The sequence below is a fragment of the Paenibacillus sp. FA6 genome (assembly GCF_051550225.1).
Lineage (GTDB): Bacteria > Bacillota > Bacilli > Paenibacillales > Paenibacillaceae > Paenibacillus_AQ.
Genome location: NZ_CP188820.1, coordinates 1,528,787 through 1,547,823, shown reverse-complemented (window position 1 = coordinate 1,547,823; position 19,037 = coordinate 1,528,787). Strand labels below are relative to the sequence as shown.

General features: G+C 40.8%; 10 protein-coding genes. 5 read left to right on the top strand and 5 right to left on the bottom strand.

What is annotated here, in order from left to right:
• Nucleotides 1-6: 6 nt before the first annotated feature.
• From ACP8HI_RS07065 to ACP8HI_RS07055, 3 genes are all read right to left on the bottom strand, one after another.
• Nucleotides 7-1,974: an AraC family transcriptional regulator gene (locus ACP8HI_RS07065; RefSeq protein WP_438350410.1), complete on the bottom strand. Its 1,968-nt coding sequence runs from the start codon at nt 1,972-1,974 to the stop codon at nt 7-9.
• Nucleotides 1,975-2,437: 463 nt separating this feature from the next.
• Nucleotides 2,438-3,469, bottom strand: a complete 1,032-nt coding sequence (locus tag ACP8HI_RS07060) for an NAD(P)/FAD-dependent oxidoreductase (RefSeq protein WP_438350409.1) — start codon at nt 3,467-3,469, stop codon at nt 2,438-2,440.
• A gap of 306 nt (nt 3,470-3,775) precedes the next feature.
• On the bottom strand, nt 3,776-4,603 hold the full coding sequence (locus ACP8HI_RS07055; RefSeq protein ID WP_438350408.1) for a L,D-transpeptidase family protein: 828 nt from the start codon (nt 4,601-4,603) through the stop codon (nt 3,776-3,778).
• 221 nt (nt 4,604-4,824) lie between these two features.
• Between ACP8HI_RS07055 and ACP8HI_RS07050 the strand changes: the two genes are divergently transcribed.
• Together ACP8HI_RS07050 and ACP8HI_RS07045 are read left to right on the top strand one after the other, a co-directional pair.
• A complete protein-coding gene (locus ACP8HI_RS07050; RefSeq protein ID WP_438350407.1) occupies nt 4,825-6,498 on the top strand; it encodes a ribonuclease J in 1,674 nt (557 codons plus the stop codon).
• 44 nt (nt 6,499-6,542) lie between these two features.
• Complete coding sequence (locus ACP8HI_RS07045) at nt 6,543-7,253, top strand: DUF421 domain-containing protein (protein WP_438350406.1); 711 nt, start codon at nt 6,543-6,545, stop codon at nt 7,251-7,253.
• Nucleotides 7,254-7,335: 82 nt separating this feature from the next.
• Here the strand turns inward: ACP8HI_RS07045 and ACP8HI_RS07040 are convergent, their stop codons facing one another.
• Nucleotides 7,336-11,970: a glycosyl hydrolase 53 family protein gene (locus ACP8HI_RS07040; protein ID WP_438350405.1), complete on the bottom strand. Its 4,635-nt coding sequence runs from the start codon at nt 11,968-11,970 to the stop codon at nt 7,336-7,338.
• A gap of 307 nt (nt 11,971-12,277) precedes the next feature.
• Here ACP8HI_RS07040 and ACP8HI_RS07035 point away from each other — a divergent pair, with 307 nt between their 5' ends.
• The 3 genes from ACP8HI_RS07035 (at nt 12,278) to ACP8HI_RS07025 (ending at nt 14,841) form a co-directional block, all read left to right on the top strand.
• A complete protein-coding gene (locus ACP8HI_RS07035) occupies nt 12,278-13,114 on the top strand; it encodes an alpha/beta hydrolase family protein (protein WP_438350404.1) in 837 nt (278 codons plus the stop codon).
• Between the two features lie 191 nt (nt 13,115-13,305).
• Entirely contained in the window at nt 13,306-14,076 is a 771-nt protein-coding gene (locus ACP8HI_RS07030; RefSeq protein ID WP_438350403.1) for a hypothetical protein, read from the top strand.
• A 186-nt stretch (nt 14,077-14,262) separates the two neighbouring features.
• A complete protein-coding gene (locus ACP8HI_RS07025; protein ID WP_438350402.1) occupies nt 14,263-14,841 on the top strand; it encodes a TIGR00730 family Rossman fold protein in 579 nt (192 codons plus the stop codon).
• A gap of 185 nt (nt 14,842-15,026) precedes the next feature.
• On the opposite strand, the gene ACP8HI_RS07020 is transcribed toward ACP8HI_RS07025, so the two are convergent.
• On the bottom strand, nt 15,027-18,782 hold the full coding sequence (locus ACP8HI_RS07020) for an S-layer homology domain-containing protein (RefSeq protein WP_438350401.1): 3,756 nt from the start codon (nt 18,780-18,782) through the stop codon (nt 15,027-15,029).
• Between the last annotated feature and the right edge of the window lie 255 nt (nt 18,783-19,037).

Genomic DNA, 19,037 nt, shown 5'->3' with positions numbered 1-19,037 from the left:
GTCGGACTAGCTTTTCGTTGCTGTGGCCAGCAATTGCTCTACGATAAAGTCGAGTTGTTTATCAAGAGAGTAGATGTCACTGTAATAAGATAAGCTAAAGCTGAGTTCAATCATTCTACCTTCTTTTACAGCTGGAATGCTGTTCCAAATCGGATTTCCTGTTAAATCATCCATACCTTCATAAGAAGAACGGAATACATAATCTCCGATATATTCCGGAAGCACCTCCATAGATACGCCATTTCCTGATCCATCTGTTGCTACATCAATTTTTTTCTGAATGATCTCTGGCGCCTGCATACCTAAATATTCATAAATGATCTGGGACCCGCGTCCATATTGCTTGCTAGCTATGACGGTCATTTCTTTTTTGCCGCCTTCGATAATGGTTACCGTTTTGTCCTTCAGACCTGCTGCTGCCAGCTTCTCTTTACTTTCTTCAATCTTCATATTGAAGTTATCGAGAAGTGTCTGCGTTTCCTGCTCTTTATCGAAGGTTTTACCCAGCAAAGAAAGTCTTTCTTCCGTTGTCATTTTTTCATAGGGAACGTAAATGGTTGGTGCAATCTGTTTCAGTGCATTATACGTATCCTCAGAAGGAACAATAATGAGATCTGGATCCAGTGCCATGATTGCTTCTGGATTCGGTTCAAACCAAGTTCCCAACCTCACTATGCTCGCAAGCTCCTTTTCAAATGCAGCTCCTTCGTACACATCGGAGACACCAACAGGCTGAATTCCCATAGCAACGACATCACCTAGCAAGTAGAGTACAACCACCCGTTTAGGATTAGCAGGCACTTCTATGTCCCCTTTGACAGTAGATACGATTCGCGTTTGCGATTCGCTTGCTTGATTATTATCAGCTACGGACGTTGCAGTCACGTTCCCCGATGAAGTTGTAGTGCTTCCATTTGAACTACTGCTATTCGTTCCTCCAGTTGAACAAGCTCCCAAAAGAAGTGTCAAGCTCAGTATTAAGCTCACGGCTAAACCAGATCTAGTATTACTTCTCATTCGTATAGTACCTCCACGTTTATATTGATAATGATTATCATCGTCATTAACAATATAACATCCCATTTCTCCCGTTCCAATGGATAATCCCGATATTCTGAATGGATGATCTTCTGATAGCCGCCGTTGTCGCTCCGCCTTCTGGAAGCGAACCGGTGATAATCCCGTATATTTTTTAAAAATACGACTGAAATAATAGACGTCCGAATAGCCAACCGCCTTTGCTATATCTTGCAGGGTTGCATCCGTACCGACCAGCAATTCAATGGCTTGATTTACTCGTACCTGGATCAAATAATAAATTGGACTAGCTCCAGTCTGCTCCTTAAACCGCATAGACAAATGTCGGGGGCTATAATTCAGCTTATCCGCAATTGATTCTAGCGTGATACTCTCCTGGTAGAACGTATCCATATAACGGATAGCCTGAGATACAAGATCCGGCTTAAGTGTTACGATCTGCTGGGCCTCAAGCTGCCGTAGCAGCTCATAAATAAACTGGTAAAAGAGCCCCTTGATATGAAGTTTATCCAGATTATTTGAACCTTCCCATATCTGTCCCATCGAGGTCAAGTAGCGAATTAGCAGAACCGGCTCATCGGGTCGGAAGCCGTATTGTAGCGAGAATGGATTGTACTGATGCATTAGCCTCGCAAGCTCCTTCCTACTAGGAAAGACATACACTGCTCTGTAGAATAAAAGATAGTATTCGAATTCTTCCTTCGCCTCTATATCTAATCGCATTCCCTTGCCTCCATGTAGCACATGAAACTGCCTTGCTTCATGCCTAACCCCATCCAATTGGAGGCTGGCCGAGCCGCGTACACCATAAATAAAGCTACTAGCCGGCAAAAGATATGTATCCAGAAGTTCACCCTGATTCATGATGTTGTGACGTATATCCAGTATTTTTATAGCTGCATGATTCCATAATAATATATGATCTTCCAATTTCATTGCTATATCATCTCCTATCCGTCTTCCCGAAACAGTTCAATCGTACAAACGGGCAAAAGTAAGTAAAGGCTATACGATCCACTCATTATAAATGATAACCATTCTCATTGACAGTTAAATATATTAACTACATAATTAGACCTAGACAAAGTAACTTTATATAGAAAGCGGCTATAGAGATTCATATTTTCGCTATAAGCCTGATCATCACTTAGGATAATTGAAGAACGCCCATGAAGATCTGACGTTAAGTTTCCCGCAGTAAAGAATGACCATGTGTACATATGGCCAGAGGACCGTTCGTGGTATTATGACCCCATCGCTGTTCTGTCCCAGACGGAGGAACTGGTAGACTGGCTTACACACGAGAAGTAAGGTACACAAAGATATTCATGAATTAGAACTTGAAAGAGAAACAAAGAACCATCAGGGTGGTCCTGACGGTTCTTTGTCCTCTTCTATTCTATAATCCGGACTCAATTCCCTTATTCTTCTCAACAAAGCGCTCATTATGAGAAGATACATATGCCACCTTAGGAGCCTCAGGATCAATATATAATTTAGCACTATTCAAAGCCAATGCTCCATCGACGAAAGTTCCAGCAATCAGTCTTACTTTACTAGCATGACTAACAAAGTCTCCTGCAGCAAATATTCCCGGAATGTTCGTCTCCATCTTCTCATTTACCACAAGTACATCATCTTTAATATGAAGTCCCCATTCAAGAATTGGACCGTAATCACATCTCATCCCATGATTGATAATGACGTGATCAACATCAAGTCTGACGGTTTCCTCTGTCTCCATATGCGTAACTGTAACCTGATCAATCGATGTTCCATTCCCATGTAACTGAGTCAATGCGTATGGTGTACGTACATCTACAGAGGACTGCTTCATCTTATGTACATTCATTTCATGCCCACCGAATTTATCCCGACGATGTACTACCACGACGCTTGCAGCGATTGGTTCTAATTCATTCGCCCAGTCAACAGCTGAATTTCCCCCTCCTGAAATAAGAACACGTTTCCCACGAAACATCTCTAGCTCTTGGACTGTATAGTGTAAATTTGTTACCTCATACCGATCCGAACCTTCGATATCTAACTTCTGCATTGTCAGAATACCATAACCAACCGTTAGAATAACCGTTCGAGTCAGATGTGTCTCCCCAGTTGCGGCAGTCAACAGAAAATTCCCATCAGCTTGCTTATGGAGTTTCGTTATCTGCTGGTTTAAGCATACTGTTGGGTCAAAAGTTCTTGCTTGCGCATCCAGCTGTGAGATCAACTTTTCACCTTTAATAGGTGTAATCCCTCCAACGTCCCAGATGATTTTCTCAGGATATATAAGTATACGTCCCCCGAGCTCAGACCCGTAATCAATCAATTTTGTTTTTAAATCGCGCATTCCGCTATAGAAAGCGGTATACATTCCTGCGGGACCACCACCAATAATGGTAACATCAAATATCTCTAATTCGCTTGTCATGACATCTCCTCCAGTATGAATAAATGATCTATAAGCTTTTTTACTATACCTTCCTGCTAAATAATCATCTAAACTGCGAGAACTCAACTAGTTCACTTTTTTTATTGAGTAACCGCATCAATGTCTTCTTATCCAATCATCATGATACTGATAATCATTATCATTATCATTATCAATGTTACCTATATTATCTTTAATTCACAGTCTTGGCAATGGACTATCTCGCACATTTTCTTTTTCATGTTGCAGGTCATTCCATTTACATATTACAAACTAAAAAAGCCACTAATGTGGCTTTCCTTTTACTTAATTGGATAGATATATAGCGTTATTCTGGCCATCCCATACGACTTCAATTCCGGACAATTCTAGTATATTCCGCAGCGGAAGCATCACTGTCGTACCTTGATATCTTGATGGCGTAATCGTGATATCGTTTCCGTTAACCGTTGCTTTGTCTGTGAGTGGCTTATGGGTAATCGTGCGATCTCCAATAGAGATCGTTGCCATCTGATTCTGATTATTCCACTGTACAGTGGCTCCCAACAATTCTAAACACTCTCGCAGCGGAATGTAAATACGAGAATCTACCATCTCAAGCGAGTTCTTTAATTTCTGTTCCACACCATTAATAATCACTTTTCCCTCAAATACCTTAGAACCTAATGGGTATCCGTTCTTCACAGCTATTTCTTCGAACGTTAAGTCAGATGTAGTGATAATAGCATAAGAGTTTACTTTCACTTGAGTAAATAGCCAATGAACCTCATCATTGTGCATCCGAATACAACCGGCACTTACATACTTTCCGATTGAGTTCTCATTACTATTGCCATGAATCGCATACGTCGTTCCTTGTGTCCCATTCACCTCAAGCCCAATCCATCGATCCCCTAGTGGATTCCGAGGATCTCCACCCGCAATTTTTTCCTTGTAATAAGGTCTATTCTTGATTTTGTTCACAATTCTGAATTTACCTTCAGGGGTTAGACTTGGGCTTTTACCCGTACCAACAGCAAATTCCTTTACCAATTTCCCATCTTTGAAATAAGCCAATTTGTTCGTCTTCTTGTTCACCACGATCAAGTCCGTATTTACCTGATCGGCATTCGCCTGCTCAGCAAATAAGGGCATCGCAATGAGTAGAAATACAACCGTGAGTACAATATAGCGTTGAATAGAATGAAGCAGTTTGCAAAACCTCCTTTATAACAAATATATTAATGAGATGAATGTCCTACGACATATAAATGAACGAACAATCTTTTTTTATATAAGCCCTTTCCTACTTTATCGTCATAACCTCAATATAAATGGAGATACTACTTCCATATTTTCAAATGGAGGTGTCAAGATTGACTACAAAGGAAAATACGCTGTCTATTGTTGCTCTGGGCGGCGTGAATGAAATCGGGAAAAATATGTACATGCTTCAATATGGTGACGATATCATCGTTATTGACTGTGGCTCCAAGTTTCCTGATGAGAGCTTATTGGGTATTGACCTAATCATTCCTGATATCTCTTATTTACTGGAGAATAGCGACAAAGTTAAAGCCCTCATTGTCACCCACGGACACGAAGATCACATCGGGGGAATTCCTTATATTCTCAAACAGTTGAATATCCCTATCTATGGAACACGCTTAACTCTGGGATTAATTCAAATTAAACTCAAAGAACATGGTCTTCTCAAGAGTACAAAACTAATCACAATCGATTCTGAATCAAGCTTTAATTTAGGCAAGATAGGTTTAAGTTTCTTTAGAATAAATCACAGCATCCCTGATTGTGTCGGTATCGTATTCAATACCCCAGAAGGCACTGTTGTACATACAGGAGATTTCAAATTCGATTTAACACCTGTAAATGAACAGCATCCAGATCTATACAGGTTGGCAAGCATTGGTAACAATGGTGTCTTGGCTCTTTTGTCTGAGAGCACCAATGCGGAACGTCCCGGGTTTACCCCATCTGAACGTCTCGTAGGCGCACACATCGAAGAGGCATTTATGAAAGCCCAGCAGAAAATATTCATTTCCACCTTTGCTTCCAACGTTCACCGTCTACAGCAAGTCATTGATGCGGCGGTAAAAACAAATAGGAAAGTAGCATTACTGGGTAGAAGCATGATTAATGTCGTAACCATTGCTACAGAACTAGATTATTTACAAATTCCTGAAGGTATGTTAGTTGATGCCAATGAAGTTAGCAAAATGCCTCCACATGAAATAGTTATACTCTGTACTGGAAGCCAAGGGGAACCCATGGCCGCTTTATCGCGTATAGCCAGTTCCAACCATAGACAAGTAGAAATTCTGCCTGGTGATACGGTTATTCTAGCTGCTACATCCATCCCTGGTAATGAACGCAATGTATCAAGAATCGTAGATAATCTATTTCAACTGAAAGCCAACGTCATTTATGGATCAGGAGCGGCAACGGGAATGCATGTATCCGGTCATGCTAGTCAGGAAGAAATGAAGTTAATGCTTGCTTTTATGAAGCCGAAATACTTTATTCCTATTCATGGTGAATTCCGCATGCTTCATCAGCACCGTTTATTAGCTGAAACGATGGGTGTAGCCAAGGATAACATCTTTATTGTTAATAATGGTGATGTTGTCGATATTCGAAACCAAGAAGCTCATCAATCTCGAAAAATTACGAACGGGAATACCCTTGTTGACGGGTTAGGTATCGGTGATGTAGGGACTATCGTCTTACGTGATCGAAAGTTACTATCCGAAGATGGCATTCTTATTGTGGTCATCACACTCAGTAAAATGGACGGTAAAATCTTATCTGGTCCTGATGTTATTTCGCGGGGTTTCGTGTACGTTCGTGAATCAGAGAAATTGCTAGACGAAGTAAGTCGCATTACAGTAACAACCATCAATCAATTACAAGAAAAGAACATTACGCAATGGGGTATTTATAAACACACCATTAAAGAATCGGTTGGAAATTACTTGTATACTCATACTAAAAGGAGACCCATCATCCTTCCCCTTATTATGCAGGTCTGAGTGGGGTGGTATCGGGAGATCATTGAATTAGGGAGGTGAATGAATTGGATTTATTCAAGAGTCAAGAATCGTTGACAACTGTTGAATGGGTTTTGAGAGCCATCGTTAGCTTTGTCTTTTTGCTACTTGTAACGAAAGTAATGGGACAACGTTCCATTTCTCAATTAAGGTTCCTCGACTTCATCATTGCCCTGACACTCGGCAATATTATCGCCCATCCACTTTCAGATGAGAGATTAGGTGTAAAAGGTTCTATGCTCACTACCGTCACTCTCATCATTTTATATGTTGCAGCGACGTGGTTGAGCTTAAAATGGCCGTTATTCAGACGATATCTCGATCCGCTGCCGATTACACTCATTAGAAATGGACAAATCCAATTTCATAACCTTTCAAAAGCAAGAATTTCTATTGATTTTCTGTTTTGTGAGCTCCGAAAAGAAAAAGTAGTGAATATAGAATATGTATCCCTCGCAGTATGGGAACCGGGAGGAACCATTTCCGTGTTCATGGATACCCAATACCAACCGCTTACCCCAGCAGATATGAAGCTTGAGACCCAACCGTTTACCCTCGCAAGACCGATTATCATTGAAGGAAAAGCCAATGCATCCCTTCTTAAAGAAATCGGGAAAGACCATAACTGGCTCACAAAGAAGATATCACCTGCTTATTCAGAAATCCGAGATGTCATATTAGCGACTGTTGACGACAACGAAAATGTGCAGGTATACACTATCCCTAATGAGTCATGAAGTTTTATCGAAAATGACCACTTCCCTATCTATTCTAGGGAAATGGTCATTTTCACTTACTTTAAATCAATTGTTTCCCTTCTCATTGTGGATACATCAACTCAAGTAATCTCGCAATGATAACAGCACCCTGAGCTCTTGTAGTTGTTTCCTTCGGCTCGAAGTACCCATCTTGCATACCGACGATAAGACCTCTACGTTGCATGAAGGCAACAGCTTCTACCGCATAAGAAGAGATCTGTCCTTGATCCGTGAATGGTGTTATCTTCTTCTGTTGCTCTGGAAGTTCTAGATCCAAATGCAGAATGACTTGATGAAGCATAACAGCCATATCTTCTCTAGTGATACGCTCGTTGATACCGAAGCTTCCGTCCGACTTGCCCTGCACAATATTTAGCTGCTGAGCACTTGCTACGGCTTCGTTATACCATGCTCCTACCTTTACATCACTAAATTGATTTACTGCTTCCGTATCTATTAAATCCGTAGCTTTGATTAGCATTTGAACGAATTCTACTCTGGATAGGTCGTTCTGGGGATGGAAGAGTTCACCACCTACTCCTTGTACGATTCCCTTAGATGCCAACTGTTCAATCGCATCCACTGCCCATAATAAATGTCCAGTATCGCTGAACGAACGTTGCACATAGGCTGCAGCATATTTACTGAAATGCTTCGCTTGGAAGGAAATGCTGTTAGATACAGCATCATATTTAGCGCTCTTCACCACTTCTAACTGCCCGTTATCATTGATGAAATATACGATAACATGGTTTGTATTCTGTCCAGACTGCAATTTAAAGGGTAAGTTCACCTTAACTTTGGTCCCTTGCCATTCTAATGCTTTCCCATCCAAACTCATGCGGAAATCATAGACAGGCTGATCTCCAATAGCCTCTCTAACGGATTGGGATAGCTTACTTAATTCAGTCTTTTCAACGGATAATTGAAGCTTTGATGACGCTCCTACTGATAATCCTCCAACGAGTACGTCTGCTGAAATGATCACAATTACTCCGTTTATTTCCAGACTGATCATCTCTACCTTATGCAGCTGTAACTCTGCTAACCATTGGGCTGGAAGTTGAACAGTAACCTGATTAGCTTCTGCTGGCGATTCGACACGAATACCCACTTGCTGTTCAGTTGTACTCTTCATTAACTTCCGCAACATATCTAAGCTCAATGAAATATTCAACTTCCCATTTTTCACTTGGTTTGCTTTTACTATTAACGTTGATCCTTCTATCGACTCCACTATCGTTTCAAGCGTCTTAGCTGGAACCGATTCCGTTGGTGTTAATATAACCGTTGGGACTGATGGTGATGGTGTCGGATCTGGGTTAGGTTCTGGATTAGGTTCTGGAACACCATTTACACTCAGGCTAAACTGAGCTGAAGCCCCACCATCTACAGCGATCGCACTAATAATCGCCCGTCCCGGCCCTATTGCATTCACCGTAACTGAAGTGATACCCGTATCTTGTTCATATACGACATCCGTTACTGTTGCAATTTGCTTATTATCAGATTCAAAAATAATTGTTTTATCAATCGACGCATCAGGTTGTACCCATGCATTTAGGATGATGGACTGACCAACTTCTAGCACACCCGCAGATTTGTCTAACTCAACAATCGTTGGAGACACGCCTACAATTAGATTACTGAGCGCAGCTTCTAAATCTGATATTAAAGTGTATACTTCGTCCTGTGTAGCTTCTTTGTTATTGTTCACGCTCATTGCAGCTGTTAACGTAGCCTCCACGCGCGACCAGCTTAATTGAGTATACGGTGTATAATCCATCATCTGCACGGTCGCTACCATGGTAGCAAGCTTCGTTTTATCTGCCATATATACACCATAAGCTGCGAACTCACTAATTCCAACCCAATCGGTTGGACCGTCAGTAATCGTCACTTTGATATATCTAGCTTCTGTATAATCCGATAGATTATGAGCCGGTGTTGTCGTCGTAATGACATCACTTGTCGTATCTATGATGGTAGAATAATTCACATCATCATCGGATATTGCAATCGTATACTTAATTCCTCCGCCCCAGAGTAGCATCTCTATTTTCTTCAAATAAACCGGGACTCCCATATCTAACTTCCACCAACTCATATGCCCTTGATCTGTTCCCCATGAGGTTGTTGTGTTATGATCAATAGCTCCTTCTGGAGCGTTCGATTTACCCCCGCCATTTCCAGCATTACTTGAAGCTGACGTGGTCTTCCCCAGTGATAGCTCTGTCAATAGCACCAATCTATTCACTGCGGATTGTAGCTCAGCTAAGGCTTTATCCACTTGAGATTGTATAGCGTTTGGGTTCTCGTTAACTACGCTCGCTTCAGCAAGCGCAGCAATTAATTTAGACCAGCTAGTTGCAGTATATCCCGAAGACTTATACGTCTTTACGGTTGATATAAACTCCGCTAGCCTAGATTTATCGACGTTAGATACCCCTTGTATCGCTGTCTGTAACGCTCCAATAGCAAGGTTCACATCGGTCTGAGTCGCTCTAGAATTGTCATTCATAGCCCTTGCAGCTACTAATGCTTTCTCCACCACCGCCCATGTCACCGCTGTCCAATCATTCGGATTAAGCTGTTCGGCTTCGGCTATTACCGCTATGAGCTGCGTTTTATCCGCTGCAATAACTTCCAATTGGTCAATGACCGCCTGAAGAATATCCGCTGCACTGTCAACTTCAGATTGCGTTACTCCATTAACTCCGTATGCCTTGGAATATACTTGTTCTGCTGTAATGATGCTTGGTTGGAGTGTTGCCCAACTATCTGGAGTGAAATCTGTCGCAATCAACCCCTTGGCATTTCCGATCACTGCGGCGAGCTCCATCCGATCCGTCGGTATAGCTGCCAATCCTAGTTTAAATACATCCAACGAATCTAAAGCATATCCCTTATATCCATAGCCTCCATTCGCAGGATATTCATCATAATCAAACATCGATTGATTCTCCCATGCATCTCCTTCCTCATCAATCCAGCCTACATTTGCTGGAATCCAAGCTGGTTCCCAGTAGAAGAATCCTGCACCTTTTCCATTTGGAACATGACGTAGTGCATCCATAACGGCTTTCATAGCATCATATTGCCCTTGCACGGTCGCTGGAAATGTCGCACCGCCAATTAATTTAGAGTCGTCGTTAAGCACATTCTCATGGGCATCCCCATTCTTATAAGAAAACGGATAGGATGTTTCTGCGATGACGACGTCTTTGTCGAATTCCGCCGAAATTCGGTCCATCGTATTCTGAACATCGGCATACGTTCCATGCCAGAAAGGATAATAGGATAAACCAATCACATCGTAGTCCACATTCCGACTCTTCAGTTCACTGAAATACCAGTGGAACAGATCATATTTACCACCTTCAGCTAAATGAATCATAATTTGGATCTGATCACCACCAGGAACCTGTCTGACTCCTGCCACACCACTCTTAAGAAGCCTTGCGTTCTCATCAAAGTTAGGAGTTGACTTCAAGCCATTTAATAGACCGCTATTAATTTCATTCCCTATCTGAACCATGTCCGGCATAGCACCTTCAGCTTGCAACTCGCTGATTATTTCATAGGTATAATCATGAACCGCCTGATTCAATTGATCTTGAGTATAATCTGCCCAAGCTACCGGTCGAATCTGCTGTCCAGGGTGCGCCCATTCATCTGAGTAATGAAAGTCCAGAAGAAGCTTCATCCCTTTTTCTTTGACACGCTTGGATAGCCTTATAACATCCTCTTTATTGCTATAATATTGATCTTGATAATAATTCGTCTTGGTAGGATTATTCCAAAGACGTACGCGAACATAATTCACTCCACGGTCTTTTAGAATATCCAGCAGATCCCTTTCGGCTCCATTACCATCATAGTACTTACCACCGTTGTCTTCGATCGCTGTTAGCGTTGATATGTCCACTCCACGGATCATTTCGTCATCGAAAGCATCCACTGTAACTTGAGCAGAAGGCTGTATGGAAGCCCCTGTTACCGTTCCTGCCACAAGAAATGTCCCCGCAGAAATAATCTGATCCAATGAAATAGTTTCCCAAATCACATGTACCACCCCGTCAGTACCATCGTTATAATGTGCCGTGATCTCACTCGGAAGAGTCGGTTCTGCACCTATTAAAGTCAAAATGTTGACCGCATCATAACTAATAATATCGGTTGGGTCTTTCAACCTCGCTTCTTTCCAAATTTTCCATTCATTTATTCCCGCCCAGTATCCAGTCCCACTGTAACTATCGATGGTTACCCGAACATAACGAGCCTGATTAGCGGATGCAGTATGGCTCACTTTCATATTCTGTGTGCTATTTGCTGTCTGATCCACCCATGTTGTCCATGTTGTATTATCGGGCGATGTCTCGATATGGTACTTCACAAGAACATCATCCTTCCACTCAATATCTGTTCCAGATAGATCATACGATTGACCGAAATCAACCATAAGCCAGTGACCATCATCCGAATTCGTTACACTCCATTTGCTATATATATCTCCATCTACAGCATTCTCTTTCAATCCGCCCCACTGCGTATCCTCATCACTTGCTGTAATGAACGCGCCCAACGCAACATTCGTCTTTGCTTCTGCTGCTTCGACACGAGGTTGAATGACAAATTGCGATAATAATAGAACGATCACTAATAGCAAACTTACTCTTCTGCTCGCATCCCTCATTGAACGATATTCCCCCTTAATGGTTATATACATGTTATCTCTCATACATTGTAGGCGTTATCAGTCCGGGGTTGGAAGAATACAAACACAACATAATTGCTGTTTATTTAACCTTTTTGGCCTAGAAGATCTTTTAGGATATTTACAAATTAATAGGTAATGCTAACTACATCCAATTATGGATAACTCCATAAGATGTTTGCCTTGATTATGGACATTCAAATAATTAGTCTATACTTAAGATTGCTAGTTCTTTTCCAATCATAAATACTTTAAAATCCATAAATAATAGGGGCAGATAGCAATTATGATCTTTCACATCACTTACTTATCCGATGGATTGAAGGTAAAAGGTTACCTTAGCTTACCGCATGGGTATGACCTACCTACCTCAGAGTTGGAGTCCTTCATTGCTCAATCATATGGTTCAATGAAGCTTCCAGTAACAGAATTGGCTAGCTCTATTCATCCAGCACTTCAAGATCTTCGTTCTCGACAATGGCCTGTCTTGATTTATTGTCGTGGAGGCGTCGGTAAAGTCGGACGAGTCAAGACAGACTGGCTTGAGCAATTCTCAAATTACGGACATATCATATTTGCTCCTACCTATCGAGGAAATGAGGGTGGAGATGGTCGTGACGAATTCGGCGGCAGCGATCAAGAGGATGTTCTATCCGCTTATCGTCTTCTAGAGGGTCTTCCTTTTGTAGATGAGAATCGAATTTCTGTGATGGGCTTCTCTCGTGGCTCAATTAATGCTACACATACCGCAACACAAATACCTAAAGTACATAAATTAATCCATTGGGGCGGTGTATCCGACCTTACCCAAACCTATGAAGAACGAGTAGATCTCCGTAAAATGTTGAAACGCGTCGTTGGTGGCTCCCCCAATAAAATACCTGAATCCTATCAATTGCGCTCTCCTATCTTCATGGCGGACAAAATTCAGTGTCCCGTGCTTATTATGCATGGCACCCAAGATACCCAAGTCGATTTCAGTCACGGGCTCAATATGTACAACAAGCTTGTAGAGGCAGGAGTACCCACTGAGTTCCATCCATATGACGGGCACGACCACCATCTTCCACTCGATACACATTTAGTCGCCATTAAACGAATGTTTCAGTGGATTGAACAGTAGGTTTGCTATATGAAAACATACGTTCGATTATCTGTTGACATTTTCCATATTAAAGGATAGACTAAGTTTAAATTTAACATGTTAGCGAGCGAAGCACCTCGCAAGATTAGGCGTATTAGCCTTTCTTGGAGGTGCTTTTTCTGCGCTATAAATTTTATGGAATGGAGTTGAATTTATTTATGAATAACGCAATGGTTAGAGGAATTCGAAGTTCAATATTAATCATTCTTGGTCTATTGGTTATGTTCCAAAGTAATGTCTCACAAGTGAGTGCAGCAGATCATTGGGATAATGCATTGAGTCATGTTAACAATATTTACGATGATTTGACAGTTCTTAAGGTGGATATTTCGTCTAAAAAAAAACTTATTCAAGAGCAACGTGCAATGAATAATGATGCATTGAAGCAAGTGAACGTAAAGATCAATAACATCGACCTAGAATTAATAAACAGACTGCAAATCCAATATGATCAGACTTTACGTAAGCATTCTCCTGTTTTAGAACAATACACAGCATTAAGTAAACAAGCTACTGCAGCTAAGCAGAATAAAGATAAGAAACTCGCTGATATACTGGATCTAAAGCGCAATAAGATGCTAACTTCTGTGTTAGTTGCTCGTTCCGACGTGAAAGCTACCAAAGATACACTTGCTTCCGCCAAAAAGCAGCGTTCCATAAAGTTGAAGAAGATTAAGGAGGTACTTGCTCCTGTACAGAATTACAAAAAAATGATTACTGCGGAGAACAAAACAATAGCTACTACAAAACAATCTTATTCAGCAGCAGAGAAACGTTATAAAGCAAGTGTCAAGCAAGGCAATGCCATTACAGCCGCTGAAGATATCACGCTTATGTATAATGAAATGCAAGTCATTCAAACTTCTCAACAACATATATACGTCTGGGAGAAGCAAATTTCACAGATCATACTACTGATCGAGTCCCAGATTCCCAAGTAACGATTATCGTTAAGAGGTTGTTCAAAAATCCGACTTTTTGAACTCTCACATTAGGTACAAATGTACAAACAAAGAAAAGGACCACTTCTGTGGTCTTTTCTAATTAATTCGATATATTAATGGAATTATTTCTGTATAATATAATAATAACTAATACAATGTACATAAAAATTGGAGTGAATAGGAATGAAATCAATATGTATTTTTGCTGGATCTAATCTTGGAGAGCGTCCGGACTATCAAATCAAGGCTGCTGAGCTTGGTAATTACATGGCTCAAGAGCAATATCGTTTAATCTATGGTGGATCCAATATGGGGCTGATGGGTGTGATTGCGAATACCGTTATGGCACAAGGTGGCGAAGTGATTGGCGTCATGCCCAAAGGATTATTTAAGGGAGAAATCGTGCATCAACAACTAACTGAATTCATTGAAGTTGAAGGTATGCACGAGCGCAAAGCTATGATGGGTAAATTAGCAGATGGGTTTATTGCTTTGCCTGGTGGATTCGGAACGTATGAAGAGCTATTCGAGGTTCTATGCTGGTCACAGATTGGAATACACCATAAGCCGATTGGGATATTAAATATTTGCGGTTACTTCGATCCACTGTTGAACATGATTAATTATGGTGTTCAGGAGGGTTTCGCTAACCAATCAAATCTGAGTCTAATTAACGTATCTAGTGATCCAATTGACCTTATCCAACGTATGGAGAGTTATGTTCCACAAGTGATGGAGAATAAATGGAAACAGCTTGATTAAACAGCAAGCTCATTAAATCGTCGATCTAATACGGGCTTCATCCAGTCTGCATATATGACTTTCACTCTTTAGTTGATACGTTGCTCATCGCACAAAGATAAGAGGTACCCGCTAGGGTACCTCTTATCTCGCTCTTGCTTCAACTGTTCGGATATTAGCAGTAAGATGATTACTTATTTTGTTTGCTATTGCATCAGCAATTTCAACAAAACCGTAACAGCCTCAGCTCTAGTTGTATTGCCATTCGGGACAAATTTGTTTGTAGCTCTGCCTTCTATAAGACCAAGCTTCTTCAGTTCTGCCGCTGCGCCTTTTGCCCACAACGGAATGTCTTTGTCGTCCGCGAAGCCGGTTACAGCATCCATTTCTTTCGATAGACCGAGAACATTTGCCACCATAGTCGCCATCTCCGTACGGGTAATGGTCATATCCGGGCGGAAGCTACCATCGGCGTAGCCTTTAATAATGCCTGTTTTTACAGCTTGCGCTACTTCTTTTTTCGCCCAATTCCCGATCTTTGTTGTATCTGTGAAAGTCAACTCCGCTCCCGTTTCTTGAAGCTTCAGCGTATTGATCAGCATGACCGTAAATTCAGCACGAGTCACGGCAGCACCAGGATTAAACGTTCCATCCGGATATCCAGTAACAATTCCATTTTCAATCGCCTTTTTGATGTTTGCCTCAGCCCAGTGTCCAGAGATGTCACTTAAGTTAATCTCCGGTCCCGTGCCTGTAGATACATCGGGAGCTTGACCTACAGCGAATACTGCATATTTTGTAAAATGATTTGTCTCAATCGTAATGTAATGACCATTTATCTTGCCACCGATTTCCACCCATTCCTTCTTCATTTCGTCAAAGTAAAATACTACTGCCCTTTGGTTGTCCTTCAAGGCTGACGGATTGAAAGCAAAAGTCAGCGTGACGGGTTTACTGAAATTCTCCGAGAAATTTTTCATAATCTCAAAGACCGGGCTGGCTAAAACATCCTGATCCGATAAAAGATTTTGTATCTCCAGCAATTTTTCTATCGTTAATTTCAATTCTTTATTTGTTGCATTGGCCGGAATAGAAATCGTGACTTCTTCTCCCAAACTAACCTTTCCAGTTTTACCTGAAGGAAGAGTCAGTTTACCATTCGTTGAGGTAATTATACTATTCGTCAAACCGCCTCCATTATTTGAACCTGAACCTGAACTTGATCCCGAGCCTGAGCCTGAATCACCACTTTTATTGCGCGTCACTTTAATCATATACGTCTTCGAATTTCCCGCTTCTGTAACAACTATCGTGATTATCCTCTCTGTTCCTGCTGTTAGTGCAATGGCCTCTGAGGCTGTACCACTAACGACTACCGTTCCGTCTATCGTTATTGTTCCACTTCCTGTAGGTGTAACAGTGATGCTAGTTACTCCATTTTCCACCGTTATTCCGTTGTAAGTATAAGTTCCTCCTTCAAAGGTATAGTTAGCAGCGTATCCGCTTATCACTATATTCTGCAAGTCGGCGGTTACTGGTGGATTTGGAGTGATTACTACCAGTAATTCCAGTAATTCATTTAATGCTGTCACTGCAGTATCTACGTCATCTTGTGTTGCATTGTTGTTGTCTAATACTGCTTGTGCTATTACAATTTCAGCATTCAATAATGCGATAGATTCAGCTGAGTAAACATCGATTTTTGCTGCTTCATCAATCGCTAATGTAATTGTAGTTTCTAATGCAGTTTTATTCACTTGATTCCCATCTGAAGAATTTGGTACATCTGCTTTATACATTGTTAAATGGTCCAAGTTCACATTACCAATGCTGTCATTATCAATACGATAACTGATTACATTTGCACCTGCTATTAATTCCAAACGTTCAGAAGCCGTAAACCATTCATCCCAGTTGATTTCTGTTTTATCTGGTGCAATGGTTTTTACATATATCCCATTTACGAATACATTGATTTTTGCTCTTCCAGGCAATTGCACCTTAGAATTATCTGTATATTCGCCACCGACTTTCACACCATAAGCATATCTCACACCTATGATATAATCACCGCCTTCTTCTGCATCAACAACAAAACTTGCTTCAGTACCAGATTTGTTTGGCAAGTTAATATAACCAGTTCCTTGATAGCCTTTAGCAGTTGCACCTTTTGTAATACCACCATAATGAATAGCATCTTCTGCTTGATACATATCTCCCTGTCCCAAATCACCAGAAGGATAACTCTGCCATTCACCTGGAGAAACAGGACTGCCAAAGTTAGGCGTTCCATCTTCATTCCAATCAAATTTCTTAATATTTACTTGACGCCACGAGTTACGTTCAGTCCCTTTATATACACGTGAATGATAAATCATCCAGTCTTCCTTACCATCTGCTGATTTTACAAAACCTGCTCTAGCAGGACCAGACACATCACGGGTAGAAACGAAAACATCATCTGTACGAGTCCAAGAATCTTCGTTCAAGAAATCTCCATCTGTATTCATAAAATAAGATAAACGATAACCATCTGATTGATAGTCACCTTCTGACATTGTGACAAACACTTTTCCATCTTTTTGTAATACACGTGGACCTTCCCCACCACCGACTTTATTTAAGAAAGAACGATCATTTGTAATCGTATAAGGGTTATCCATTTTAACAATTGCCGGACCGATTGGTTCTCCAGAGCCTAGAGTACCCCAAATAGCATATATTTCTTCGTTATATTCGAATACTGTAAAGTCGTTTGCTTGTTTGTACTCACCATTTTCACCAGCATATAAGACACCTTTATACACATATTCCCCTTGCGGATCATCAGTGACACCTTCCAGTACCACTGGCATATGTCTATACCCATACTCATCTACGTCAGCACAGTAATAAATATACCATTTGCCCTGCAAGAAGAAGATCTCCGGAGCAAAGATGCGTGTTTGTGTTCCTTGCGAATCAAATACCATTACCTTTTCACCTTGGTCTGTCAGGGTACGGGATTTGGATACATACACTTTATTGTTAGAATCTAAATTACTTGAAGATACATAGTAATAAAATCCGTCTTGATAAGCTACAAATGGGTCTTGTCCTTGATATAGTGGATTGTTAAATTTTTCGGACACTGAAGAACTTGTGACTCCCATTTCTTTCATAAACTCGGCACGAGCAATAGATAAAGGCTCAACCGCAACTGTTAATTCATCTACTTTTTCTTGCTCACTAACCTCTTTGTCGTCAATCGTGGCAAGTAAGTCCTCTGCAACTCGTTGTATTTCTTTGAAGTTGTTCAAAACGCTTTCTGTTACTTTGTCAGCAAAGTTTTCTGTTAAATAATTTATTTTTTGCAGCTCTGCCTTTACATCAAACTTTTTATTTTGAATAATACGTTTGAATGACGGATAAAGTGCTGATTCTGGAACGACTTCTCTGTTCTGGTTTGCACTTTCCCATTCCAAACGGAGCCATGCACCGCCCCAGCCTTGTAAATATTCTATTTCGATCTCATATGGCACTCCTGCTTCCAATGAGATAATTTCACTGGATTTTGGAATTTCATACTTTAGCTCCCAAAAATCAAGAATCATTTTCCCGTCAACCCATAGCCTGAATCCATCATCACCTTCCATATGGAAAGTATAATCCTCTGTAAATTCTGGTACTATAGTACCTGTAAATCGTGCCGTATTATAATCGCCTGTACCTGAAAATTGATTGAAAATCCCTAAAAAACCATCACCATTTAAATTTCCAACCATTTTTGCCCCTTTAAATTTAGCCTCGTCGAAATCAAATATACTAATATCATTTCGATCACCGCTCGGTTTCATTTTAAAGAATTCGCCCATCAATCCGTGACCATCCATCGTTGGATCTGCTGCATGCACATCCATAGGTATGTTAATCATGCCTGCAAAGAGGATGATTGCCATAAGTATTCCTAATACTCTTTTCATAATGTTTCCTCCTTATCTTACTGTCTGCTTCAAGGTTAACAGCTTTTATAAATTATATATTTGTAATATCCCGATCTTTTTTATAACTTTCTATCCTTTTTTTCTGGCTTGTGGGAATAGTACACACCACATATGTGATGTACTGTGATGACCAAACTTATATATTATAATCAAAACACTAAAGAGACCTTACTAATGTAAGGTCTCTAAGCGCGTAATTGTTCGGTTGGGTAGCGAATTTCATGAATCTCACGA

Bases quoted from the DNA above. Each gene is read 5' to 3' on its own strand.
- ACP8HI_RS07065 (WP_438350410.1), bottom strand. From the start codon at position 1,974: ATGAAATTGGAAGATCATATATTATTATGGAATCATGCAGCTATAAAA.
- ACP8HI_RS07060 (WP_438350409.1), bottom strand. From the start codon at position 3,469: ATGACAAGCGAATTAGAGATATTTGATGTTACCATTATTGGTGGTGGT.
- ACP8HI_RS07055 (WP_438350408.1), bottom strand. From the start codon at position 4,603: ATGCCCTTATTTGCTGAGCAGGCGAATGCCGATCAGGTAAATACGGAC.
- ACP8HI_RS07040 (WP_438350405.1), bottom strand. From the start codon at position 11,970: ATGAGGGATGCGAGCAGAAGAGTAAGTTTGCTATTAGTGATCGTTCTA.
- ACP8HI_RS07035 (WP_438350404.1), top strand. From the start codon at position 12,278: ATGATCTTTCACATCACTTACTTATCCGATGGATTGAAGGTAAAAGGT.
- ACP8HI_RS07030 (WP_438350403.1), top strand. From the start codon at position 13,306: ATGGTTAGAGGAATTCGAAGTTCAATATTAATCATTCTTGGTCTATTG.
- ACP8HI_RS07025 (WP_438350402.1), top strand. From the start codon at position 14,263: ATGAAATCAATATGTATTTTTGCTGGATCTAATCTTGGAGAGCGTCCG.
- ACP8HI_RS07020 (WP_438350401.1), bottom strand. From the start codon at position 18,782: ATGAAAAGAGTATTAGGAATACTTATGGCAATCATCCTCTTTGCAGGC.